A 24664-nucleotide genomic window follows, 5' to 3' on the forward strand; every position below is an offset into this window, starting at 1 on the left:
ATGATGCCCGGGAAGCGGGGTACTGCACGGCCGGTCCGTGGCATCGCCGCGCTCGGCTGCTGGGCGCTGCTGTTGGTGGTGCTGCTTCCGGTGCTGATCCTGCAGTCGCTGGACGCCCGGTTCGGCGCCGCGCTCGCGGTGCAGTGCGTGGTGGTGGTGCACACGGGTGCGGCGCTGGCCAGGGTCCTGACGGATGTCCGGGCCCGGGTGATCGGCTTCGGCTTCTGGCTCTTCGCGTATGTGTGGCTGGGGCTGGCGCCGTTGGCCATGCTCGCGACGGACGCGTATCCGCGGGGGTTCATGGTCGATGCGCAGTCCGCGTTCGTGACCACGCTCGTGGTGGAGTCGGGGCTGCTCGCCTACAGCGCCGGTTCCGCGGTGGCGTCGTGGCGGTCGTCGCGCAGCTCCACGGTGCTCGAACCGCTCCTCGCCCGGCGGCTGTCGCCGGCGCGGGTGCTGCTGCTGTGCGGTCTGGCGCTGCTGCTGGCCGTCGTGCTGATCCCCGGTCAGGGCGGGCTGTCGGCGTTCTTCCTCAGCCGGCAGGCCGCCAACGAGGCGGCGGCAGCCGCGGAACCGACCGGGACGGCGGACCGCGCGATGGCGGCCTGGGCGCTGTCGGTGCCGGCGTTCTGGGCGCTGGTGGCGCTGGTGCACGTCCCGCGGTTCACCGCGGGCGACCGGACGCTGCGCGGGTTACGGTGGCTGCTGCTGCCCCTGCTGATCGCGTTGAACGCCACCGTCAACAACCCCATCAGCCAGCCGCGTTTCTGGGCCGGAACGGTGCTGCTGGCGCTGGTCTTCAGCGCGTCCTGGCTGCGCGGGCCGCGGGCCTTCCGCCTCGGCGCGGCGGCCGTGGCGGCCGTGGTGCTGGTGGTCTTCCCGTACAGCGACTACTTCCGCTACGACAAGCGGGAGCCGGTCAAAGTGGTCTCGCTCGCCGAGCAGTTCACCTCCAACGGCGACTACGACGCCTTCCAGCAGGTCGAAACAGGGGTGGACTACGTCCGTACGCACGGCTTCACCCCGACGGCGGCGCTGGGGCCCCCGCTGTTCTTCGTGCCGCGCGCCGCGTGGCCCGGCAAGCCCGACGACGCGGGCATCCTGCTCGCCCGGCACGCGGGCTACACCTTCCAGAACCTCTCCGCGCCGCTGTGGATCGAGACGTACATGTGGGCGGGGTTCCCGTCGGTCATTGCCGTCTTCGGTCTGATCGGCGCGGTGGGACGGCGCATCGACGACCTCCGGCACCGGCTGCGACGCCGCCGCGGCACCCTCGCGGCGCTGCTGGTCCCGGCGTTCGGCTTCTACCAGCTGGTGTTGCTGCGCGGCAGTCTGATGGCCATCGTGGGGCCGCTGGCGCTGCTGGTGTGCATCCCGATTCTGATCACCCGTAAGGCGGGACGGCGGGCCCTGCCGCCGTCCGCGGCACCGTCCGCGAGCGCACCCGCGCCCCGGGCGCAGCGCGACGCCTTGTCCCTCAGCACAGGAGGAGCACGTACGTGAGCGTCTTCGACGAGCCCGCGGAGGAGCCGGACCAGATCCGTGACCAGTTGCGCCAGCTCTTCCGGTATCGCGCTTTGCTGGTGCTCGGACTGGTGCTGGGCATGCTCGGCGGGGCCGCCGTGTCCGTGCTCGGCGGCTCGACGTACACGGCGACCGGCGAGGTCGTGGTGCATGCGATCAGTACGGCGCCCTTCGAGGCGGGCGGGGTCTCGGCGGACAAGCAGATCAGCATGGGCACCGAGCGGCAGATCGCGCAGAGCGCCTCGGTCGCGGCCAAGGCGGCGAAGACACTGGGGATCCATTCCGATCCGGCGGCGCTCCAGCGTGATCTGCGGGTGAGCAATCCGCCCGAGACACAGACCCTGATGTTCGAGTACAACGCGGACTCCGCGGACCGGGCCTCCGCATTCGTCAACGCCTTTGTACAGGCGTACCTCGACTACCGGCAGGACGCCGCGTCCCAGCGGATAGACAAGACCGTCAGCAAGCTCGGCGACGAGCTGAAGCCCCTTCAGGACCAGCGCAAGGTGCTGGACCGGCGGATCGCGAACGCCGGTGCCGGGGCGGGGCGGGCCACCGACGAGTCCGAGCGCAGCAATCTGGTGTCGGAGATAGCGGATCTGCAGGGGCGGATCTCCAGTCTGAAGTCCCTGGACACCACGCCCGGCGACATCGTCCGCAAGGGCGATCCGCCGGCCTTCCCGTCGAGTCCCGGTCTGGCCATGATGCTGCTGACCGGAGCGGTGGTCGGTCTGGTGCTGGGCATCCTGGCGGCCTGGGTGCGGTCGGTGCTGGAGCCGCGGGTCCGGTCGGTGGCCGATGTGCAGGACAACCTGCGGGCACCGGTGCTGGGCATCCTGCCGCGCCGGCAGGGTGGCGCCGACGTACTGGAGGTCGGCCGGGCCGGCCGGGGCAACCGCGCGGAGGCCTACCGCACCATCGCCTTCCGGCTGGTGCACGACCAGCGCTTCGCCGGGCGGGGCAGCCTGCTGATCGTCGCTCCCCGGGAGAACGCCGATGCGGTGTCGGTCGCGGTCAACCTGGCCGGTGCGTTCGCCGAGATCGGCAACGACATCCTGCTGGTCGAGGCCGACCTGCGCACCCCCGACCTCGCCCGGCGGCTGCCGGTGCACCCGGGCCACGGCCGGCCGGTGCCGGGCAGCTGGGCGGACGGCGAGCGGCTCGCGGTGGACGCGGGCGTCGACGGGCGCTTCGACCTGCTGCCCGGCCGGGAGGTGCCCAACCCGGCCCGGGCGCTGTCCGCTCCGGAGTTCGCCCGGCTGCTGAATGCACCGTCCGGCCCGAATGAGAACGTCGTGGTCGTCACCGGTCCGCTGCTCGCGCATGCGGACGGGCTGGCGGTCGCCAAGCAGGCGGCCGGCGTGGTGGTGGTCTGCGATCTCAACGAGGTCCGCCGGGACGATCTGGACCGGGTGTGGGAGCTGATCACCGGGGCCGGCGGCCACATCCTGGGTGCCGTCCTGGACAAGGGCAGCCACGGGCCGTCGCTGCGCCGCCTCTCGGACGGCGGGCCGACCCACCGCAAACGCGGCCGGAGCCGTCCGCGGACCGGCGTGGTGCCCCCGCCGTCGCTGCCCGGGCCCCCGCCCCGCACCGGCTCGGCGCCGGGCGCCGGGGCGCCCACCGACGCCGACACCACCTCGCTCCACCGGTGACGGCCGTCGGCCCGCCCGCGCCACCGGCCCCCGGACCGACCGCGGCCGCCGGACGGGGTGTCGCCACCACGGCCCGCGGCAGCCTGTTCGGCCTGGCGGGCTCGGCCGCGAATGCCCTGTTCGGGTTCGTTCTCGTCGCCGTCGTCACCCATGGGCTCGGGGCCCGCGGCGCCGGCGCCGTCTTCACGGGTGTCGCCGCCTTCACCATCCTCAGCAACGCGCTGAAGCTGGGGGCCGATACGGCGCTGGTCCGCTTCGTCTCGCGGGACCTGGAACTCAGCGGGGGCGCCGGCGTGCCGGCCCTGTTGCGGACTGCGGTCTGGCCGACGCTGCTGGCCAGCAGCGCGGGGGCGGCGGTGCTGCTGTGCTCCCCCGGCCTGGCCGGCTGGCTGCTGCCCGATCTGGATCCGGGTCAAGCCGCCGCGCTGCTGCGGCTGTTCGCGGTCTTCCTGCCGGTGACGACGGTGGCGCTGGTGCTGCTCGGGGCCACCCGGGGGTACGGCTCGGTGGTGCCGTTCGTGGGCGTGGAGCAGATCGGCAAACCGGCGCTGCGGGTCCTGCTCGCGGTGCCGCTGGTCCTGCTCGCACCGAGCGTGGCGGGGCTGTCCGTGGCCTGGCTCGCGCCCGGGGTGCTGGGTGCGGTGGCGGCCTGGGTGTCGCTGCGCCGTTCCCGCCGTACGCATCCTGGCACCGGCCAACCACCTCCACAGACGCGGGAGTTCTGGTCCTTCGCCGGGCCACGGGCGGTGTCCTCGGTCTTCGACATCACTGCGGTGTGGATCGGCGTGATCCTGCTGTCGGTGCTGGGCACCGGCACCGAGGCCGGCATCTATACGGCGATCGGGCGTCTGATCACCGCCGGCACGCTGCTCCAGCTGGCGATCCGGCTGGCGGTGGCGCCCCAGATCAGCCGGCTGCTCGCGGGCGGCGACGAGGACGGGGCGCATCGGCTGCACCGGTTGTCGACCCGCTGGATCGCGCTCTTTTCCTGGCCGGTGTTCGTGATCCTGGCGGCGTTCCCGGGGACCGTGCTGTCGCTGTTCGGGCCGGGCTTCGCCGGCGGCGCGCCGGGACTGCTGGCGCTGGCGGTGGCCTGCCTGGTCAACGTGGGTGTCGGCAATGCGCAGACGGTCATCCTGATGGCCGGACGAAGTGTCTGGAATCTGGTGGTCGCCGGCGCCGCGTTCGTGGTCCAACTGGGCAGCGGGGTATGGCTGGTGCCGCGGTACGGGGTGCTGGGGGCGGCGGTTTCCTGGGGGCTGGCGATCGTGGTGGACAACGGTGCCTCGGCGCTGCTGGCCCGCTACCGGCTGGGCTTTCGCACCGTCGACCGGGGGTATGTGTGCGCCGCGGTGATCACCGTCGTGGCGATGGCGCTTCCGGTGTTCGCCCTGCGGACGTTTTGCGGGGACCGCGTTCCCGGTGCCCTCTTGGGAATTGTTTTAGCCATTGGGGCTTTCGGCGCGGCCGTCTGGCGCTATCGTTTGCCGCTGGGGGTAGGAGAGTTCTTCGGCGCGCTACGCAAGCGCGGTTCGGAAAACTCGCGATGAACACTGGGACCATTTCCGCACAGAACGCGTCTGGTTCCCGCTCCCTATCCTGACAATTCCAATCGCGCCATGCTTCCAGGGGGGACCTGTGCGCCCAAGAAACAAATCAGCCCATCTCTTGCTCGCCGCCGCGGTGCTGGGCACCGCGTCGGCCGCGCTTGCCGCCGGGCCCGCTCAGGCCACCGGCGAGACCACCTTGACCGCCGATCCGCTGAGCACCTGGCAGACCGACGGCATCGTGTGGTCCATGGCCTATGCCAAGGGGATCGTCTACGTGGGCGGCACCTTCAGCCACATTCGGCCACCGGGCGCCGTCCCCGGAACCCATGATCTCGCCCGTACCAACTTCGCGGCGTTCGACGCCAAGACGGGTGACCCGCTGCCGTGCGCCCCGGCGTTCACCGGCGGGACGGGCACGGTCCGGGCCATGAAGGCCTCGCCCGACGGCTCGATGATCTACATCGGGGGCTCGTTCGGGAAGGCCGGTGGGGTGGGCCGGTCCAACACGGCCACCCTCAACACGGCCGACTGCTCCATCGGTGCGGACTGGAAACCGACGGTCAGCTCGACCGTACGCGCCATCGACGTGACTCCCGACTCGGTGTACATCGGCGGCGGGTTCGGCACGGTCCAGGGGCAGACCCGCGAGCGGGTCGCCGCGCTGCGGCCGAACGGCACGCTGCTGCCGTTCAAGGCGACGATCCGCGGTTCGTCGGTCTCCAACGACCCGACGCCGGCGGTCAACGCCCTCACGGTCGTGCCCAAGCTCAACAAGGTCATCATCGGTGGCCGGTTCACCTCGGTGAACGGCAGCCTGTTCGGCGTGCACGCGCTGGCCGGGCTCGATGCCACCACCGGCAGGGTCGTCGACCCCTTCACCGGCTGGATCCCCAACCGCTCGGCGGTCAAGGCGCTCGCCAACGACGGCACCAACTTCTATGTGGGTGCCGAGGGCACCGGCGGCGGGGTCTTCGACGGCCGGATCGCCGGCCGGCTGTCGGACGGCGCGCAGATCTGGAAGGACACCTGCCTGGGTGCCACCCAGACCGTGCTGCCGTACAAGGGCGTCCTCTACAGCGGCTCGCATGCGCACGACTGCTCCAACACCCCGGGCGGATTCACCGACATCAACAACCGCCAGCACTTCCTGGCGCAGTCGATCTCGGACAAGACGATCCTGCCGTGGTTCCCGGACACCAACGACGGGATCGGCGAGCAGATCGGCCCGCGGACGATGACCATGGCGGACGGCATCCTGTGGGCGGGCGGCGAGTTCACCACCGTCAACGACGCCCCGCAGCAGGGCCTGACCCGGTTCGCGGCCGGCCCGGACACGGGGGCGCCGCAGGTGCCGCTGCTCAGCGGCGCGAGCGGGTCCCGGGGGCAGATCACGCTGAAGTGGAAGGCCTCGTGGGACCGGGACAACGGCGTCCTGACCTACAAGATCTACCGTGACGGTGTGTATCTGACCTCGGTCAGCCAGGATTCGCGGTACTGGAACCGGCCCGAGATGAGCTACACGGACACCGTGGATCCGGGGTCCCAGCACCGTTATTCGATCGAGGTCACCGACGGCACCAATGTCTCGGGACGCAACGGCCCGGTCTATGTGACGGCCAGGAACTGACCGTCTGCCGAGTGGGGGGTAAATGACACACCGAGTAGGTTATGCGCCCGGGGTCTACGACCTTTTCCACGTCGGGCACCTGAACATTCTCCGGCACGCCAAAAGCCAGTGCGACTATCTGGTGGCCGGTGTGGTCTCGGACGAAATGGCGGCCCAGGCCAAGGGAAAGGCACCGGTTATTCCGCTCACCGAGCGGCTGGAGATCGTTCGCAGTGTCCGGTTCGTGGACGCGGCGTTCGTCGAGACGGTGCCGGACAAATTGGAGACCTGGCAGCAGGTGCGGTTCGACGTCATTTTCAAGGGCGACGACTGGCGGGGCACGGCCAAGGGCGACAAGCTCGAACGGGACTTCGCGACGGTCGGGGTCGATGTGATCTATTTCCCCTACACCGTGCACACGTCGAGTTCCTTGTTGCGCAAGGTGCTTGACGGGCTCGCGGATTCGGCGTGAGCTGACGCGTCGGCCCGGCACATCGTCCGGGCCGGCGCATCAGGCCGGCCGCCCGAGGGATCGTCCGTCCCGTGGATCGTCCGTCCCCGCCCGTCAGCGGCCGGGGGCGGACAATTCGCGGTACCACTTGACCAGGAACGCCACCATGAAGAGCACATGGGCGGCGAGCAGCGCGCAGTACAGCGCCACGAACACCTCCCGGCTGCCGAACAGCAGGAAGACCGCGCAGAAGACGCCGTAGTCGACCGGCAGCAGGGCGACGGACCGCAGCGTGGAGGCGGGCGCCGCGGGCGCCGGTCCGTCCGCCGGGATCCTGAGCCGTTCGGCGCGCTTGAGCTGTTCGGTGAGAATGCCGCCGAAGAAGACCATCACCGCGGTGAACTGGAACGCGATGGGGAGGAACAGATACCGAGGGTCGGAGAATCCGAAGTAACGGTAGAACGAGAGGAGTACGGCCATGTGGAGGGCCAGCATCTTCGCGCAGTCGACCACATGGTCCAGCCACTCCCCCGCGGCACTTCCGGTTCCGGTCAGCCGGGCGAGCTGCCCATCGGCCGAATCGAGCGCGAATCCGATGACCAACGCCGCGAAAATGCCGAGGGCCGCGGCGGGCGAGGGACGCAGCACCGCAATCATGACCACGCCGGCGAAGGTGAAAACCCCGCTGATCATGGTGACTTGATTCGGCGTCAGTTTCATACTGAAGCCCGCGGCGGCCAGTATCCGGCCGGCCGGCCGGTTCACATAGCGCGAGTACAGGGACACCCCCTTCGCGGATTTCTGGGCCGCCGACAGCTGTCTGATCGCATAACCGAACTGGCTCATATCCCCACCTGATGAATGGACCCCCGAAGGAGCAACATCATGGCAGGCAGGACCTCTCCGTCAACCGGTGGCGCCACCCGCCGGACACTGCTGGCGGGCACGGCCGCCGCATTGGCCGGCGCCCTCTCCGGGTGCGATGCGGCGTCGCCTGCCGGCCGGCAGAGCTCCGACGACGCCAAGCCTCCCGTGGTCACCGGCCACAAGCCGAAGGGCGGGGACGTCGTCGATGTGGTGGCGGACTGCGGGGCCAAGGGTGACGGACGCACCGACGACAGCCGGGCGTTCGCCCGTGCGTACTCCTACGCGGCCGGCCGGGTGTGGGACCACATCGGCCGGACGGTGATCGACATACCGGCCGGCACCTACCTCATCCGTGCGCCCAACGCGCTGCTCAACGCCCAGCGGGGAAAGCTCAAGGCGAACGGATTACGGTTCCGCGGGGCCGGCAAGCGCATGACCCAGCTGATCTTCGCGCCGCAACGGGCCGAGGACGCCTATCTGTGCCGCAACGAGGACAGCTGGGCCAATGTGATGTTCGAGCAGCTCGGCTTCGCCTGCGGCACCCCCGGCGCCTCGTTCTTCTACTCGTACTCGACCGGTCAGGCGCAGGACTACCGCTTCACCGAGTGCGAGTGGACCGGCGAGTGGACCTACGGGGTCGCGCTCGACGGCAGCAACACCAACTCGGAGATGCGCTGGGACGCCTGCCGGGTGGGCGGCGCGTACCGCAAGGCGTTCCTGTACTCCGGGCTGTCGCAGAACTCGCTGAGCCGCAAGCAGCAGGACCAGTTCCTCAACTACTGGTTCAACGACATGAAGGTCGAGTACTCCTGGGGCAACTTCCTGGAGTTCCCCTACGGCGGCTCCATCACCTGCCGGGGCGGCTCCTACATCGTCACCGGCAGCCGCCCGGAGCACTCCCCCGACTACGGACGCACCAGCACGTTCTTCCGCTTCCCGCGCGGCCCGCACCACGACTCCGTCCAGCGCTTCCACGCCGAGGACATCCGCTTCGAGGTACGCACCCCGGACACCGTCGTGATCGACTGCGCCTGGGACAGCGGAACGGTGCACTTCAACGACTGTGACGACACCGCGAACGCCTTCAAGCCGTTCGCCCAGGACAGCCGCCCCCATCGCTACCGCATCGGCGGGCAGGGCCCGCTGGTGCGCTACGACTCGTGCCAGCTGTCCGGGCGGCACTCCTACGAGCCGGACGGCACCGGCGGAGCGGGTCCCCGGGCGCGCTACGACATGTGCCGCTTGCGCAATCACTCCCCGCAGGACTTCATCGCCGGCTCGGGCGACCGGGTGCGCTTCGTCGACTGCGTGGGGCCCTGAGCGTTCCGGGGCGGGCGGGGTCCGACGCGCGAGGAGCCCGCGCCCGACCCGCCCCGGAACGCCCCGAATCGGCCCCGGCGCGCCCGGCGCCCCGATTGCCGACGGTGATCAACGGCACACGTACTGGCCAGTAGCGTAGGCGCCGTGCGGGCCTAGAGTGAGGCCCGAATGGCGCCGCCGGGCACCCGGTGGCGGCCCCGTCCTGTGAGCCGACCAGGGAGACTGCATGCGCTCTCCGAAGGATTTCTTCCGCCCGCTGGCCGTCGGGGCGCCGACACCGGTACGCGAGGTACCGTTCCGGCCGTCCCGGATGATCCACTTCTTCGACCCGGGCAACGAGAAGATGGCCGCGAAGGTGCCGGCCATCGCGCCCGCCGTGGACGTACTGCTGGGCAACCTGGAGGACGCGGTCGCCGCCGACCGCAAGGAAGCGGCCAGGTCGGGCCTGGTGAAGATCGCCAAGGCCACCGACTTCGGCGACACCCAGCTGTGGACCCGGATCAACAGCCTGGACTCGCCGTGGGCGCTGGACGACCTGCTGACGCTGGTCACCGAGATCGGCGACAAGCTGGACGTCATCATGGTGCCGAAGGTGGAGGGCGCCGAGGACATCCACTACGTCGACCGGCTGCTCGCCCAGCTGGAGGCGAAGGCACAGGTCCGGCGGCCGATCCTGGTGCACGCCATTCTGGAGACCGCGACCGGCGTCGCCAATGTCGAGGAGATCGCCGGCGCCAGCCCCCGGATGCAGGGCATTTCGCTCGGCCCCGCCGACCTGGCCGCCAGCCGCCGGATGAAGACCACCCGGGTCGGCGGCGGACACCCCGGCTATCTGGTCCGCGAGGACCCGCACGGCGCGGACGGCGCCGCCCCGCGGGCCACCTTCCAGCAGGACCTGTGGCACTACACCCTGGCGCGCATGGTCGACGCCTGTGCGGCGCACGGCATCCTGCCGTACTACGGGCCGTTCGGTGACATCAAGGACACCACGGCCTGCGAGGACCAGTTCCGCAACGCCTTCCTGCTCGGCTGTGTCGGCGCCTGGAGCCTGCACCCGGTGCAGATCGGCATCGCCAAGAAGGTCTTCTCGCCCGCGCCCGCCGATGTCGCCTGGGCCCGCAAGGTCATCGAGGCCATGGGCGACGGCACCGGCGCGGTGATGATCGACGGCAAGATGCAGGACGACGCGACGTACAAGCAGTGCCAGGTGGTCGTCGAGCTCGCGGAGGCCCTCGCGGCCCGCGACCCCGAACTGCGTGACGCCTACGCGGCGGCCGAGTCCCGGCAGAACGAGGAGTAATACCGATGTCCGACGCGATCCTGCGACCGCGCCGCTCCGTGCTCTACATGCCCGGTGCCAATGAACGCGCCCTGGAGAAGGCCAAGTCCCTCCCCGCCGATGCGCTCATCCTCGACCTGGAGGACGCCGTCGCCCCCGATGCGAAGGCCGAGGCCCGCAAGCGGGTGGCGGCCGCCGCGGCCTCGGGGGAGTACGGCTTCCGCGAGCTGACGATCCGGGTCAACGCACCGGGCACCGCCTGGCACGACGACGATCTGCGGGCCGCCGCCGAGGCCGGTCCGGACGCGGTGGTCGTGCCCAAGGTGGAGTCCGCCGATACCGTGCGCGCCGTCGAGCGTGCCCTGGAGGCCGCCGGTGCTCCGGACCGTACGGCCATCTGGGCCATGGTCGAGACGCCGCGCGCGATGCTGGACGCCCGTGCGGTGGCCGCCGCGAGCGAGCGGCTCACCGTCCTGGTGATGGGCACCAACGACCTGGCCAAGGAGCTGCACGCCGAGCACGTCCCCGGCCGGGCTCCGCTGCTGACCGGGCTGTCGCTGGCGCTGCTGGCGGCGCGGGAGAGCGGCAAGGTGATCCTGGACGGCGTCTACAACGATGTGAAGGACGCCGAGGGCTTCGAGGCCGAGTGTGTGCAGGGGCGGCAGTTCGGTTTCGACGGGAAGACGCTCATCCACCCGTCGCAGGTCGCACCGTGCAACGAGGTGTTCGCCCCGTCGCCGGAGCAGGTCACCCGCGCGCAGCGGATCATCGACGCGTTCGAGGAGGCCACCCGCGAGGGACGCGGGGTGGTCACCGTCGACGGCCGGCTGATCGAGAACCTGCATGTCGAGGACGCCCGCCGGATCCTCGCCCTCGCGGCGGCGGTCGCCGGTCGCGCATAGCTCCTCCAGCTGATCCGACGAATCGTCAGATTTTGTCGGTGGCAGGTCAGTTGGAGGTACCCGGGGAGGGGGCGGGGCCGGGGGCCGGCGCTGTGGTGACGCCGGTCCCCGGCCCTTCCGGTCCCCGGGCAGGCCCGAAGGGCCGTCACGGTGAATATTCTCATCGGACAGGGTGAATACCGGTGGCAGAGGTTGCTCGGCCCTGGTGGTTCGGGGCATCCGGGATAGCAAGATCCCCGGGTACCAACCATGAGGTGCAGGAGCACACAGTGAAGAACACGGCACGCGTCCACACCGTGATTGCAGGAGCCTGCGGTCTGCTCCTGGCCGCCGGCGGGGCCCCGGCCTGGGCCGGGTCCGGCGGAGACGGGGTCTCCAACAGCAACACCGTCGCCCGCTTCGACGCCAAGTTCCACTGCGGCCACCGGGCCAGATTCTGTATCAACGGGCCGGTGCTGAGCGGGAACCCCAGAAAGGCGCAGAACGTGCATGTCTACGGCACGGTCAGCAACAGCGGCAGCCCCACCAACACCAACGCGAACACCAACTCGGACACGGGCGGTACGACCGGTACCGCGACGAAGAGCGGCAACAACCAGCAGCACCTCGGCAGCGACGGAGAGCAGAAGCTGTGACCGCACGCTGAGCCCCCACGGGCTCCGGTTCTTCCGGGGCTCGTGGGGGCAGGTGTCGCAACGATGCGCGCCCGGCGGTGTCCGCCGGGCGCGCGTGCGGCCGCTCCGGACGGTACGGTCCGCCGGCGCCGTATCCGGGTCAGTGGTGGAAGAGACCGCCGAGGCCTCCGATGACCCGCTGCACGTTGTTGTTGCTGCCCGTCGCGGCGCCGGTGACGGAGTCGGCGCTGTTGGTGTTCCCGTTGGTGTTGGAGAGATTGCCGCTGTTGTTCGGGTTCCCGTGGTTGATGAAGTTGCCGCTGTGCAGGCTGTTGCCGCTGTTTACGGGCCCGTTGACACAGGCGTGGGGCGAGGCGAGCACCGGCGACCTGAAGTGGATCTGGCCGAGGCGGTTGTTGCAGACCACCCCGTTGACCGTGCCGGTGACGGTGCCGAGATCGGCGTCCGCCAGGGCCGAGAGCAGTGAGTCGCCCGGGATGGTCGCGGCGTGCGCCGCCCCGCCACCGAACAACATCAGCCCGCATGCCCCGACGATGGTTCCTGCCTGCACGATTCTTCTCACGTCGCTCCTCGCCTCCGCGTCCGTCCGGTGCCAGACGTATCGTGCTGCCGTCGGCGCCTGGGAACGTCGTTCAACCCGCGGGAACAAAACGCCCGCCGCCCACAATCAGCCGGGTGGCCCAACACGTCGCGCGGCTGTCCGCGCGGGTCCGGGAGACCGCCTCCGGCCGCCCGGTGCGCCCGTCAGGTGACGCTGTGCGGATGGCAGGCCGTCGCCGAGCGGGGTGGCCAGGTCTGCGGGGCGAGGATGCCCAGGACATAGGCGCGCGCGACGAGAGCGGGTCGGGTCGGGGCGTCCAGCAGGTCCCGCAGCCGGCTGAGGTGGTAGTCGACGGTCTGCCGGGAGAGGTGCAGGAAGGTGGCGATCTCCGCGTTGCTGTGGCCGGCGGCCAGCAGGGACAGCAGGCGTACCTGAGTGGCCGTCAGCGGAGGGCGGGCCTCGTGCGCGATGCCCTGGTGGGTGACGACCGCCCAGACGTTTCTGGCCCGGTCCGCGCTCCAGCCCACCGACGTGAGGTGCAGCCGGGCGCGACGCTGACGGCCGCGGGCGTCCACGAACAGGGCGGAGGTCTGGATCCGCCGGCTGCGGCGCGCGATCAGGTCGTGCCAGCTGCGCCGCAGCCCGGTTAATTCCGGGGCGGGCGCCAGCACCGTGTGCGCCCGGCGGCCGACGAGGTCCGAGAGCCGGGTCTGCAGCAGTTCGGCGGCCGCCGCGCTGGCCTGCCGGATGCGTCCGCCCGCCGATATCAGGGCGCAGGGCAGTCCGCTGTGGTCGCGCAGCGCATGCAGGCTCTCCTCGGCCTCGCGGCGCTGGTGCAGGGCCCGGGTGTAGTCGCTGATGTCGATGTAGATGCCGGCGACACAGGTCTGGCCGCCTTCCAGGACGGGGAAGCGGTGGCCCGCCGCCTGCCCGCTGCCGCCGTCGAAGCGGTGGTAAGTGAGGGTGTGCCGCACGGGTTTGCCGCGGGCGAGCACCTCCCGGTCCAGGGCGAGGACCTGCGCTGCGTCGTCGGGGCCGTCGACGTCGGTGACGGACCTGCCGATGATGTGTTCCGGGGTGGTGCCGTACACATGGGCGTAGGCGTGGTTGGTCCAGAGGTAGCGCCCGTTCGCGTCCCGGATGAAGGCCGCAGCGGGCGCGAGGTCGGCGAAGGCATCGTAGCGGCGGGGGTCGGCCGTACGCGGACCGACCTCCACGGCCAGCCCGCGGGAGCGGCCCTGCCGGGGCACGCCGAGGGGCCAGTTCACATCGAAGAGGCGGCCGTCGAACTGGGCCTGCCAATGGCTTGTTCCAGGGGGTGCGGCGGGCTCGGGGTGCTCTTTGCGCACGGTGTCGAGAAAGCGCTGGGCCGTGCTGGTGTCATCGAAGGCCCCACCGCCGCTGTCGATCACCCGTAATTCGCGGTCGGCTTCCCACCAGGACACCGGCAGGTTTTCGAGCAGCGACTTCAGACTGGTCTCGTCCACGACGGGCCCCTCTGCAAGGAAGAGTTCAACGGATTCGCACGGCGCGTCATCGCCATGCGTATCCCTCAGCGTTGTGTGGCATGCCTGGTTCTCGGCCGATCTCGCGGTGGCCGGGCAACGGTGTGCCACATGGGCCGCCCTACGGCATCACGAAACCTTCACGGCGAACCGACCATATCCGCAACTCTGGCGTTTGCCTGAGCGGTTGTGGCCCGATCCGGGGAAGCAGGTCCCGCACGGCTGCTTCGCTTGGAGGCGGTGTGCGGACGACGTGGTCCGGGCGCCTTCAGTCGCCGATGGTTCCTGCCCGTATGCAGATGAAGAGGAGTCGGATTCCAGTGAGCAAGGTGCTGTTCGTATATGCCAAGGGTGGACCGCCCTTGGGGTATGCCCTGTCACGGGTCGCCGCACGGTCGGCAGTGCACCTGCTGGCGCTCAGCGCGCTCCCGCCCACCATGGCCGCGTCGGTGGACCGGCTGTGCGACTCGTTGCTGAGCCCCTCCGAAGCGGAGCGGCGCGATCTGGTGTCCCTGATCGTCTCCCGGGCCCAGGCCGTCGGCGCGGATGCGGTCGTCACGTTCTCCGAGTACGCGGTCGTCGCGGTCGCCGAGGCCTGCGAGAAGCTCGGCCTCGCCGGGGCGGGCACCTCCTGTGCCCTGGCCCGCGACAAGCGGATGATGCGGCGCACCTGGGAGGAGCGGGGCATATCCCAGCCCCGGTTCCGGCCCGTCGCCACGGAGCGGGATCTGCAGGACGCGGCCGGCGCGCTGCGCTTCCCGCTGCTGCTGAAGGCCGCCTGGAGCGCCGGTTCGACCGCGCACCGCACCCTGCGGGCGCCCGACGAGGTGCCCGCGGCCTGGGAGCGGGCACGGGAAGTGATGGCCGAATCGGCGCAGTTGGGGTATGCCGAGCTCCATGTCGCCGGTGCCGGGGCGGACTTCCTCGTCGAGGAGATCGTGCCGGGCACCGCGGCGGACTGGTTCGACCAGGAGGGCTGGGGCGACTACGTCAGCGTCGAAGGCGTCGTCGTGGACGGCGACTTCCGCCCGGTCTGTCTCAGCGGGCGGATGCCGACCGTGGAGCCGTTCACCGAGCGCGCCGGGATCACCCCCGCGGCGCTGCCGGACGACGCCCAGCGGCGCATCGTGGACCTGGCCCGCGAGGCCGTCGACGCGCTGGGGCTGCACACCTGCGGTACGCACACCGAGATCAAGCTCGGAGCGGACGGGCAGATGTGGGTGATCGAGACCGCGGCCCGGTTCGGCGGGGCGATGACCGTGCCGCAGATCGAGGAGGTCTTCGGCCTGGACCTCATCGGGATGCTCACCGACCACCTCCTGGGGCGTCCCGTTTCCTGGCCCGCCGAGGTCCGCACCCCGCAGGAGGCGCGCGGCGCGGCCGGCTCGCTGGTGGTCCTGGCCGTCGACGGTGCCGGTGAGGCCTGGCCGGACCAGCGGGTCTGGGACTTCCCGACGGTGCGGGACGCCGTGCCGCTCAGCGTCGGCAGTCATCTGTCCGTGGTCGCCGAGAACTCGCTGCCGGACGGGGCCCCGGTGCCGGTGTACGACCCGGCCGCGGGTGCCAACACGATGGCGGCGCTGTGTCTGCTGTCCGCCACCGACCCGGAGACCGTGCTCCACGACTTCCGAACCCTGGTGGACGCCCTGCCGAAGGTCCTGCCCACGGACGGCATCATGGAGGCGCAGTCGTGACCACCACTCTCCTGCCCTCGGGCGCCCCGGGGCCCGTCACCGACCGCACCGTCATCGGTGAGAACCTCTCGCTGCCGCTGTTCCGCACCCTCTCCGGCGTCCTGGCCGGCCACCCCTACCTCAAGGTCGTGGTGGACCGTACGGAGAACACCTGGCATCTGCTCGACACCGCCGTCCACCCCTTCCACGTCAACTACATCGCCACCCGGGTGCTCGGGATGGACCTGGCGGACCTGGACTCCGGGCTGGACGCGTTCAACGCCTCGGTCTACATGGATCCCGAGCGACGGTTCCTGCTGGGCGTGCTCTCCCTGCACACCGACGAGGACGCCGAGGGCCGGGAGCGGCCGTTCCTCGTGCTGGAGACGACCGAGGCCGACACCATGAACGGCCTGCTGCTGGAGGAGTTCTACACCTTCGTCCGCCACCGGGTCGACGGCCGGCTGCCGCTGCTGCTGAAGCCGGCGAACCACGGGCAGGAGCACGAACTCGCCGCGATCAGCGACGTACGGGTGCCCCGGATCCTGGGGCACGAGCTCTTCGGCAACCGCACCCGCACGCCGCTCAACCCCGGCGAGGCCGTCGGCCGGCTGCGGTACTTCCGGACCCCGGAGGAGTACGCGGCCGTGGTCGGCGACCTCGGCTGGTCCGACATCGTGGCCATGCCCTGTCTGCCGGACGACGTCCCGCGGGTGGCGGGCTTCCTCAACACCGCGCCCGGTACCCCGCTGTCGCACACCAATGTGCTGGCCTCCGGCTGGGGCATCCCCAACGCGATCGTCCGCGACCTGGACCGCCTCGTCGAGAAGGACGGTCTGGACGGCGCCTGGATCCGCTACCGGGTGCAGGACGACGAGATCAGCCTGGTCCCGCTGGCGCACGCCCCGGCCCTGGACGCCCCGACCTGGCACCAGCAGCGCATCCGGATGGAACCGCCGCTCCTGGAGGACGTCCCCGCGCTGGCCCTGCACCGGCTGCGCCGCGCCGACCACGACCGGTACGGCACCAAGGCCGCCAACCTCGGCGAGCTCCATCACGTCCTCGACAGTCGCAGCGCCGACCTCACCGCCTTCTACGGGCAGCCGCGGCCGCCGCGCGCCCACCTCTACGGCCACCTCGCGGCCCGCCTCGGCGTCCCCGGGGCGACCGTTGACGGTGAACTGCGGGCGGCGGCGGCCGACTTCGTGAGCCAGGTGATCGCGGCACCTCAGGGGATCGCCCTCCCCTTCGCCCTCCAGCACCGCTTTCTGACGTCCTCGCCGGCCGTGCAACAGGGCCTCGGCAAGCTCAAGATGGCCCTCGAACTCGACGCCGTCGACGTACTGGACTCGCTCTGCCTGCATCTGCAGCACCTCATCCGCAACACCCCCATGCCCGAGGACGTGACCCGGCAGATCACCCTGGCGCTGCCCGACGGTCCCGCCGCCGGCAGCCGGCTGGTGATCCGCTCGTCCTCCAACGCGGAGGACCTGCCCGGGTTCTCCGCGGCCGGGGTCTACGACTCGATCACCACCGTCCACGGGGCGGAGGAACTCCTCGACGCGGTACGGCAGGTGTGGGCCTCGCTGCTGTCGCCGCGCAGTGTGCGGCTGCGCCACCAGGCGGGCATCTCCCTCGACGACACCTATATGGGCGTGATCATCCAGCAGTACGTGCCGGCGGACCTCGGCGGTGTCCTGGTGACCTGCAACCCGACCCGGCGCGAGGACTTCCGCAACGTCTACCTCAACTGCTCCCCCGGCTCACCGGAGACGGTCGTCGACGGCACGACGCTGCCGCTGCAGTACCTGTACAACACGGTCGAGGGCGGCGGCCGTACCGTCGCGCTGGGCTCGACCGGCCGGGACCTGCCCGACGGCACCCGGGACCGGCTGGCCCAGCTGGCCCTGGCCGGACGGCTGCTCCAGTCCCACTTCAGCGACGCCGATGTGGACCATCCGCTGGACATCGAGTGGCTGATGACCGATCAGGGGGACTTCCGCCTGGTCCAGATCCGCCCCTACGCCCTGTGACCGGCTACTTCGCCGGTCTGCGCGGTGCCCGTGGGCCGCGGGCCGGCCGTCCGTCCCTGACCCCGCGGGCCCGCCGGATCATCGGGCTCAACAACGGCTTCCAACTGCTGTTCAACCTGTTGTGGTGGATGCCGGTCTTCTACGCCTACCAGCGCGAGGCGGGCCTGAACGACGGGCAGATCTTCGGCATCCAGAGCATCTACTACGTCGCGTTCTGCCTCTTCGAGATCCCGACCGGGATGGTGGCCGACCGTATCGGTGCCCGCAACTGTCTGCGGGCCGGTGCGGTCGTGATGACGGCGGCGAACCTGGCCCCGGTCCTCTCCCCCAGCTACACCGGATTCCTGGTGCACTTCCTGGCGATCGCGGCCGGCCGCTCGCTGACCTCCGGCGCCGCCAGCGCCTATCTGTACGACGGCCTGGCGGCCGAGGGCGCCGGGGAGCACTACCTGAAGGCCGAGGGGCAGGCGCGGGCCCTGGGGCTGGCGGCGAAGGTGCTGTGCTGGCCGCTGGTCGGTCCGCTGATGGCCCTGGCGCATCCCGCGCCGTACGTCCTCAGTGCGGCGAGCGCGGCGGGGTCGCTGGTCTGCGCCGTGGTACTGCCGCGGCAGGCCACGGCGCGTACGGGCGGCCGGGCGCGCGCCAAGGGGACACCGCGCGACGGGCTCGCCTTCCTGCGCGATGCCACCAAGGCGCTGCGCTGTGTGTGGGCCACCCCGTGGCTCGGCCTGCTCATGCTGCAAGGCGTCGCCGTCTTCACGCTCTCCCGTATCTGCCAGGTCAATCTCTTCCAGCCGATACTGCTGGACCACGGCATCCCGGAGGGCTCGCACGGTGGGGTGCTGGCCGCGATGACCGTCGCGGAGGCGGTGGCCTCGGCCCGTCCGCAGTGGCTGGGTTCGCGGCTGTCGCCGGTGGCCTGGGTGTCGCTGCTCAGCCTCGCGATGGCGGCGGCGCTCGCCGGCAGCACCCTCGGCGGGCCCTGGACCGTGATCGCGCTGCTGTGTGTGTTCGCCGCGGTCACCGGCTTCGCGTATCCGCTCCAGCGCAAGCTGGTGAACGACGCGATCCCGGCGGGTGCACCGCGGGCCACGCTGCTGTCGGTGGAGAGCATCGTGGACCGGGCGGTGTGTGCGCTGGCGGCGGTGGCCGCGGGAGCGTACCTCTCGGCGGGCCGGCTGGATGCGCTGCTGTGGCACAGCGCGCTGGTGACCGGCGTGGTGATGGTCGTCCTCCAGCTGATCCTGCGGCGCGCCCCGGGACGGCGGCGCAACCCGCCGGACGCGGAGCCGGCGCCGGAGCTGGTCACCACAGCAGGAAACCCCTGACCGGCACCGTCATACTGGGGACGTGCCGGGTACGGAGTCCGGGCGGTACGGCGAGGGCCTGTTCCGCCCGGAGGCGACCGGCGAGGCCGGCCGCATCGATCTGGGGGCGCTCGCCTATGACGAGGTGAGCGCCGCCCGGTTGACGGCGCTGGGGGCCGGCCCCGGCTGGCACTGCCTGGACGTCGGCGCGGGTACCGGCACCCTCGCCCGGTGGCTGCTGGAGTCGGCCGGCGTCGAGACGGTCCTCGCGGTGGACCGCGACACCCGGTTCCTCGCCGCCGGGGACACACCGGGGCTGTCGGCACTGACCGCCGACATCACCGCGCCGGACTTCGATCCCGGCCGCTTCCAGCTGGTCCATGCGCGGTTCGTGCTGATGCATCTGCGCTGCTGGCGCCGCATGGTCGCCACGCTGGCCTCCCTGGTCGCGCCCGATGGTGTGCTGGTGCTGAGCGACGCCGTGGACCTGACGAGCGCCGGCGCGCCGGCCACTCCGTACACGACGGTCATGCGCGCGATGTGGCAGGCGCTCCGGGAGACCATCGGCACGGACATCTCCTGGGTGCCGGACTACCCCTACCTCCTGAAGGAGGAGGGGCTGTTCCGGGTCGGCGCAGAGCTGCACGCTCCCCCGCTGGTGCCGGGCAGTCCCCTCAGCCGCTTCTGGGCCGACACCTGGGACCGGACACGGGACGCCATGCTGGCGACGGGGCGGGTGGACGAGGCACAGATCGAGCGGGCCCGGCACGAGCTGGCCTCGCCCGAGGGCGCCGCCCTCTCCCCCGGGATGCTCACCGCGTGGGGGTGGCGGACCGACCGGGCCGCCCCGGACCGGCACAGCTGACCGGGGTACCCGATCCGAGAACTGCATACGGGCCGCGGGGGCCCGCGCGGTGGCTTCAGCCGGCCTCGGGGCGTTGCTGGGTGGCGCAGTGGATTCCGCCGCCGCCCTCGCCGAGGTGGTCGAGCGGCAGTTGGACGACCTTCCGCCCCGGGTAGAGGTCCCGGACGGTGGCCGCAGCCCTGCTGTCGGCCTTCTTGTCGCCGTAACAGGGCATGATGACGGCCCCGTTGGCCACGTAGTAGTTCACATAGCAGGCCAGGAACCCGTCTCCGTGGCGGCCGATGTGCAAGGGCTCGGGCAGCTCGACGACCTCCAGCCGCCTCCCCCGGGCGTCGACGGACCCCTCGATGACCGTGCGGGCCTGTTCGTAGGCGGCGGTGAAGGCGGTCCGCGGGGCACCGGCGGCCGGTGTGCTCATGACGACGACGCCCGGTGCGGCGAACCGGGCCAGCGCGTCGATGTGGTAGTCGGTGATGTCCTTGCCCTTGACGCCCTTCACCCAGATCACCCTGGTGACGCCGAACAGGTCCTTGAGCGCCCGCTCGATGTCCGCGCGCGACCTGCCGCGGTTGCGGTTGCCGTTGACCAGGGAACTCTCGGTCGCCAGCAGGGTGCCCCGGCCGTCGGTCTCCAGCGCTCCGCCTTCGGCGGTGATCGACGCCTTGATCCTGGTGATGCCCTCGTGGCCGAGGAGCGCGCGGGAGACGTGCCGGTCCCGGCCGTGCTCCTGCTTGTTCCCCCAGCCGTTGAAGTTGAGGTCGACGCCGGCGACGCCGTCGGGTCCGAGGACGAAGACCGGTCCGCTGTCGCGCATCCACAGGTCGTCCACCGGAGTCGGGAGCACCTCCACCCCGAACCCGCACGCCCGCCGGGCCGCCTGCACGTCTCGCTCGTTGGCCAGCAGGGTCACCGGCTCGAACTCGGCGATGGCCCGTGCGATACGGGCGATGTCGTCGCGGACACCGGCCGCGGCCGGCCCCCAGATCTGCCGGGTGGGCCAGGCCATGTACGTCGCGGCGTGCGGATGGGTCTCCTCGGGCAGCCGCCGGCGGCCGGCCGTCCGCGCGGCCGCGGTGACCGCGTGGTCCGTGCGGGGCGCCGACCGGGCGCCGTCCTTGCTGCCGCAGGCGGTCAGTGCCCCGCCGAGCGCGGCGGCGGCCGCCGTTTGCAGGGTCTGACGTCGTGATATCTGCACGATGAGCCTCCTGACTGAAATTTTAGTCAAATCCAGCGTAAGGCATGATCGGACCCGAGCCACAGTGGATTTCTCGCACCCGGGAGCCTTCGATGCCGGACCGCCCCACCCAGATCCTCGAAGCCGCCGCCCGGCTGATCGCCCGGCGCGGTGTGCGCGGGCTGCGCGTCGAGGAGGTTTCCGCGGAGGCCGGCGTCTCGACCGCGCTGATCTACTACCACTTCAAGGGCCGCGCCGGACTGCTGCGGCGCACGCTGGAGTTCATCAACCGGCGTGCGGTCCGCTACACCGACGCCGCCCTGGACGCCTCCGACGCCCCGCTGTCCCAGCTGACCGAGATGCTGCTGCTGGAGTTCCAGGACGTCCCCCAGGTCAGGGAGAACAGCGCGGCCTGGGGTGAGCTGCGGGCGACCGCCGTCTTCGACCCGGATCTGCGGGAGTTGCTGGCCGACGCGACCCGCGAGTGGACCGACGACCTCGCCGATCTGATCCGCCGGGCCCAGGCCGCCGGTACGGCCGCCCCGGGGGCCGACCCGCAAGCGGCGGCCGAGCGGCTCTCCGCGCTGGTCGAGGGGTTGAGCGAGCGCTGGCTGAGCGGCACCACCACGCTGGAGCGCACCCATGAGCTGGTGCGCGGCGCCGTACAGGCGGAGCTCGGGCCGGCCTGACCCGCGCGACCCCGTCGCGGCGCGGCTCGGTCCGGCCCGAGCCGCCTGCCCCGGGCCCTCACATCAGGCGGTTGCCACGTCGGACGCCATAGCGGGTGAACCGACTGCTTCGGTCAATAAGCGGACATCGGCGACTGTTTTCGGTCTGATTTCGACAGGTCACTCTCTGTATGCGACCCCTCCGATGCGCCCGGCGTACGCGGCAAGATCGCACCTCACGATGGGTGCGACTCAGAAAGGCCATCCGGTCGACGCCAGGATCTGATGAAGAATTTTCTGTCTTGGTAGGGAATTCGTGAAGAAAAGCGACCGAAAGTGTGCATCGGGTTTTGACCGCTGATCGACCGTTCAGCCATGGTCCTTCGCATGTCCGCCATACCCCGACCCGCGGCCAGCGGTCCGCTGCGCATCCGCGACTTCCGTCTTCTGCTCGCCGGCGCCGCGGCCGGACAGCTCGGCGCCCAGGTCACCCTGGTCGCCCTGCCGCTCGTCGCGGTGCTGCAGCTCAACGCCCCCGCCTTCCAGGTGGGGTTGCTCACGGCCGCCGAGACCGCCGCATTCCTGCTGGTCGGGCTGCCGGCAGGAGCGTGGGTCGACCGGATGCGCAAGCTGCCGCTGATGATCCGGGCCGATGTGGTGCGCGCCGTGGCGATGGCCAGCATCCCGCTGGCCGGTGTCGCCGGTGTGCTGACGATGGCGCAGCTCTACCTCGTCGCGCTGGTCACCGGCGTGGCCACGGTGTTCTTCGACGTGGCCCACCAGAGCTACCTGCCCCAGCTGCTGCCCAAGGACCAACTGGTCTCGGGCAACGGGGCGCTGGAGACGATCCGTTCCACGGCACAGGTGGCGGGCCCCGGGCTCGGCGGCGGTCTCGTCCAGCTGCTCGGGGCCGCCCTGGCCATCGCCGCCGACGCGGCCGGCTATGCACTCTCCGCGCTGTTCCTGTGGGCCATCCGGCAGCCCGAGGACCGCCCCCGGCCCGCACCGGGTGCCTCGCTGCGCAAGGACATCGGCGAGGGACTGCGGTTCGTCTTCGGGCACCGCCTGCTGCGGGTGATCGCGTTCACCACCGGGCTGGGAAACTTCTTCACCGCGACGCTGATGGCCACCCAGTCCGTCTTCCTGGTCCGGGTGCTCGGGCTGGCGCCCGGGGTGGTCGGCCTGGTGCTGTCCGCCTCCGCACTGGGCGGGCTGGCCGGCGCGCTGTGCGCGGGCCGGCTCGCCGCCCGGCTCGGCCAGGCCCGGCTCATCTGGCTGTCCGCGCTGGTCACCGGCCCGTTCGCGGTGCTCTGGCCGCTGTCCGGGCGGGGTGCGGGAGCCGTGCTCTTCGCGATCGGCTCCGGCGTGGTCTTCTTCGGCGCCGTGGTCTACAACGTCGCGCAGGTGAGCTTCCGTCAGGCCCTGTGCCCGCCCCGGCTGCTCGGCCGGATGAACGCCACTCTGCGGTTCTTGATGTGGGGCACCCTGCCGCTCGGGGCCCTGGCCGGCGGTGCGCTGGCCGATGCCTTCGGCGCCCGTACGGCGCTGGCGTGGTGCGCGGCCGGCTTCCTGGCCGTCCCGCTGCCGCTGCTGCTGTCCCCGCTGCGCCGGATGCGGGACCTGCCCGCCACCGGCCCGGACGAGGACACCGCCCGTCCCGGCTCCGCGGACGCGCCCGAAGCCGCCTCGCTCGGCTGACCGCCGACGCCGGCTCGCTCTCTCCCCCTCCCCCCTTGCACGGCCGTTCCACCCGCATCGCGCTCCGGCGATGCGCGTCCGCCACGACACAGAGGATCACGGTGCCCAGCATCACGAGCCAGTATCTGGCCCGCTTCCGGCGACTCGACACCGGGCAGGGGGCTCCGGTCCTGCTGCCCGTCACAGGTGCCCAGCGTCGCTTTGCGCTGGTGCGTGCCATGGACCCCGCCGGGCGGCCGGATCTCGTGCCGATGTTCTTCGCCTTCCCGCGCGGCACGGTCGACCCGGAGCGCCTCGCGGCGGCCGCGAACCGTCTCGCCGCCCTGCACCCCGTGCTGCGGTCGCTGCCCACCGTGGTGCGCGGCACCCCCGCGCTGCGACTGGAGCAGCCGCAGATCCCCGTGGTCCAGCTCGCGTGTGCGCCCGGCGAGGACGCGGCCACCGTGCTGCGGCGCGCCCTTGAAGGGTGGAGCGCACAGGGCGCACCGCTGCGGCTGTTCCTGGTGCCGGACGGCCCGGAAGGCACCGAGGAGGTGCTCGCCGTCGTCCTGGACCATCTCGCGTGCGACGGGCAGTCGTTGGCCCGGCTGGCCGGAGAACTCGGCGCCGCCTACGACCAGGGCACCGGTGCCGAGGGACCCTCGCCCGCCGAGGCCGCGGCCGAACTGACCGCCTACCGGGACGCCGTCCTGCTTCAGCTCGCCGCGGAGGAGCGCGCGGGCTCGCCGGAGGCGATGACGTACTGGGGCGAACGGCTGCGCGCGGTGCGCGAACAGTCCCCGGCGCCGCAGTCGGCGCCGCTGCCCGCCGGCACGCTGCCGAGCGGCTCGGCCACCGTGCGGCTGCCCGCATCCGCCGACGGGGTGCCGTTCCCCGCACTGCTCGACGCCTGCCGGGCGGCCGCGACGGCACTGTACGGAAGCGGCCATGTGGTGCCGGTCGGCTACCCGTGGGGCGGCCGCCCGCCCGGTGCCGCGCCGGTGCTGGGCTGCTTCCTGAACACCGTGGTCTTCCCCACCGCGACCGGGCAGCAGCCCGACGCGGGCACGACGGCCGATGCCTGGTGGGACGACCTGGACCAGGCAGCCACCCCTTTCGACGCCGTGGTGCACGCCGCCCGGGCGGCCGGCTCCGGCTGGAGCGGCCGGCTCGACGGCCTGCTCACCGTGGACGACGCCCGGCGCCATCCCCCGCTGTGCCTGGCCGGGGTGACGGGCCGTGAGATCCATATCGACGGCAGGGCGGTACGCGGTCCGTTCGCGGTCTCCGTCACCCAGGGAGCCGAGCTGCAGCTGCGCATGGTGTGGGACCGGGCGATCCTCCCCGATCCCACCGCCGAGCAGGCCTTCGCGGCACTCGCCGATGCACTGCGGAGCCCGGCCCCGACGGCCGGCTGATCCGCCCCGGGGCA

The 24664-nt window shown here is 71.5% G+C and carries 20 protein-coding genes; 16 read left to right on the forward strand and 4 right to left on the reverse strand.

Annotated features, from left to right (window positions below):
• The 5 genes from CPH93_RS01850 (at position 1) to CPH93_RS01870 (ending at position 6807) form a co-directional block, all read left to right on the forward strand.
• Positions 1-1503: a hypothetical protein gene (locus tag CPH93_RS01850; protein WP_096211716.1), complete on the forward strand. Its 1503-nt coding sequence runs from the start codon at positions 1-3 to the stop codon at positions 1501-1503.
• Positions 1500-3179 (forward strand): polysaccharide biosynthesis tyrosine autokinase, encoded by a 1680-nt coding sequence (locus CPH93_RS01855; RefSeq protein ID WP_096211717.1) that lies wholly within the window; start codon positions 1500-1502, stop codon positions 3177-3179. The genes CPH93_RS01850 and CPH93_RS01855 overlap by 4 nt, the downstream gene beginning before the upstream one ends.
• Positions 3176-4729, forward strand: a complete 1554-nt coding sequence (locus CPH93_RS01860; RefSeq protein WP_096211718.1) for an oligosaccharide flippase family protein — start codon at positions 3176-3178, stop codon at positions 4727-4729. Before CPH93_RS01855 ends, CPH93_RS01860 begins: the two co-directional genes overlap by 4 nt.
• A gap of 88 nt (positions 4730-4817) precedes the next feature.
• Entirely contained in the window at positions 4818-6356 is a 1539-nt protein-coding gene (locus CPH93_RS01865) for a fibronectin type III domain-containing protein (protein ID WP_231977144.1), read from the forward strand.
• Positions 6357-6378: 22 nt separating this feature from the next.
• On the forward strand, positions 6379-6807 hold the full coding sequence (locus CPH93_RS01870) for an adenylyltransferase/cytidyltransferase family protein (RefSeq protein ID WP_040901940.1): 429 nt from the start codon (positions 6379-6381) through the stop codon (positions 6805-6807).
• Positions 6808-6900: 93 nt separating this feature from the next.
• Here the strand turns inward: CPH93_RS01870 and CPH93_RS01875 are convergent, their stop codons facing one another.
• Positions 6901-7632, reverse strand: coding sequence for a CDP-alcohol phosphatidyltransferase family protein (locus CPH93_RS01875; protein ID WP_096211719.1), 732 nt, complete (start codon positions 7630-7632; stop codon positions 6901-6903).
• Positions 7633-7671: 39 nt separating this feature from the next.
• On the opposite strand from CPH93_RS01875, the gene CPH93_RS01880 reads away from it, so the two are divergent.
• From CPH93_RS01880 to CPH93_RS01895, 4 genes are all read left to right on the forward strand, one after another.
• Positions 7672-8973, forward strand: coding sequence for a glycoside hydrolase family 55 protein (locus CPH93_RS01880; protein WP_231977145.1), 1302 nt, complete (start codon positions 7672-7674; stop codon positions 8971-8973).
• Between the two features lie 226 nt (positions 8974-9199).
• Positions 9200-10273 (forward strand): HpcH/HpaI aldolase/citrate lyase family protein, encoded by a 1074-nt coding sequence (locus tag CPH93_RS01885; RefSeq protein ID WP_096211720.1) that lies wholly within the window; start codon positions 9200-9202, stop codon positions 10271-10273.
• A 5-nt stretch (positions 10274-10278) separates the two neighbouring features.
• Positions 10279-11154 carry an HpcH/HpaI aldolase/citrate lyase family protein gene (locus CPH93_RS01890; protein WP_093487825.1) on the forward strand — a complete coding sequence of 292 codons (876 nt, stop codon included), beginning with the start codon at positions 10279-10281 and terminating at the stop codon, positions 11152-11154.
• A gap of 269 nt (positions 11155-11423) precedes the next feature.
• A complete protein-coding gene (locus tag CPH93_RS01895) occupies positions 11424-11789 on the forward strand; it encodes a hypothetical protein (protein WP_096211721.1) in 366 nt (121 codons plus the stop codon).
• Between the two features lie 139 nt (positions 11790-11928).
• Here CPH93_RS01895 and CPH93_RS01900 read toward each other — a convergent pair whose 3' ends face one another.
• Together CPH93_RS01900 and CPH93_RS01905 are read right to left on the reverse strand one after the other, a co-directional pair.
• On the reverse strand, positions 11929-12339 hold the full coding sequence (locus tag CPH93_RS01900; protein ID WP_093487821.1) for a hypothetical protein: 411 nt from the start codon (positions 12337-12339) through the stop codon (positions 11929-11931).
• 194 nt (positions 12340-12533) lie between these two features.
• Positions 12534-13817: a helix-turn-helix domain-containing protein gene (locus CPH93_RS01905; protein WP_096211722.1), complete on the reverse strand. Its 1284-nt coding sequence runs from the start codon at positions 13815-13817 to the stop codon at positions 12534-12536.
• Positions 13818-14155: 338 nt separating this feature from the next.
• Between CPH93_RS01905 and CPH93_RS01910 the strand changes: the two genes are divergently transcribed.
• The 4 genes from CPH93_RS01910 to CPH93_RS01925 are packed head-to-tail and all read left to right on the forward strand — an operon-like array spanning position 14156 to position 19713.
• Positions 14156-15529 carry an ATP-grasp domain-containing protein gene (locus CPH93_RS01910; RefSeq protein WP_096211723.1) on the forward strand — a complete coding sequence of 458 codons (1374 nt, stop codon included), beginning with the start codon at positions 14156-14158 and terminating at the stop codon, positions 15527-15529.
• Entirely contained in the window at positions 15526-17541 is a 2016-nt protein-coding gene (locus CPH93_RS01915; RefSeq protein ID WP_096211724.1) for a PEP/pyruvate-binding domain-containing protein, read from the forward strand. Before CPH93_RS01910 ends, CPH93_RS01915 begins: the two co-directional genes overlap by 4 nt.
• The gene (locus CPH93_RS01920) at positions 17538-18869 is read left to right on the forward strand and encodes an MFS transporter (protein ID WP_096211725.1); all 1332 of its coding nucleotides are present in this window, start codon (positions 17538-17540) and stop codon (positions 18867-18869) included. The genes CPH93_RS01915 and CPH93_RS01920 overlap by 4 nt, the downstream gene beginning before the upstream one ends.
• Positions 18870-18891: 22 nt before the next feature.
• Positions 18892-19713 carry a class I SAM-dependent methyltransferase gene (locus tag CPH93_RS01925; protein ID WP_096211726.1) on the forward strand — a complete coding sequence of 274 codons (822 nt, stop codon included), beginning with the start codon at positions 18892-18894 and terminating at the stop codon, positions 19711-19713.
• Between the two features lie 55 nt (positions 19714-19768).
• Here the strand turns inward: CPH93_RS01925 and CPH93_RS01930 are convergent, their stop codons facing one another.
• Positions 19769-20908, reverse strand: a complete 1140-nt coding sequence (locus CPH93_RS01930) for an agmatine deiminase family protein (protein ID WP_096211727.1) — start codon at positions 20906-20908, stop codon at positions 19769-19771.
• A 92-nt stretch (positions 20909-21000) separates the two neighbouring features.
• Here CPH93_RS01930 and CPH93_RS01935 point away from each other — a divergent pair, with 92 nt between their 5' ends.
• The 3 genes from CPH93_RS01935 to CPH93_RS01945 all read left to right on the forward strand — a co-directional run bounded on the left by CPH93_RS01935 (position 21001) and on the right by CPH93_RS01945 (position 24650).
• Positions 21001-21576, forward strand: coding sequence for a TetR/AcrR family transcriptional regulator (locus CPH93_RS01935; RefSeq protein WP_096211728.1), 576 nt, complete (start codon positions 21001-21003; stop codon positions 21574-21576).
• Between the two features lie 366 nt (positions 21577-21942).
• Positions 21943-23253: an MFS transporter gene (locus CPH93_RS01940; RefSeq protein ID WP_231977146.1), complete on the forward strand. Its 1311-nt coding sequence runs from the start codon at positions 21943-21945 to the stop codon at positions 23251-23253.
• Between the two features lie 101 nt (positions 23254-23354).
• Positions 23355-24650, forward strand: a complete 1296-nt coding sequence (locus CPH93_RS01945; RefSeq protein WP_096211730.1) for a non-ribosomal peptide synthetase — start codon at positions 23355-23357, stop codon at positions 24648-24650.
• Positions 24651-24664 lie beyond the last annotated feature (14 nt).

It is taken from the genome of Streptomyces sp. 2323.1 (genome assembly GCF_900221035.1).
GTDB classification, from domain to species: domain Bacteria; phylum Actinomycetota; class Actinomycetes; order Streptomycetales; family Streptomycetaceae; genus Streptomyces; species Streptomyces sioyaensis.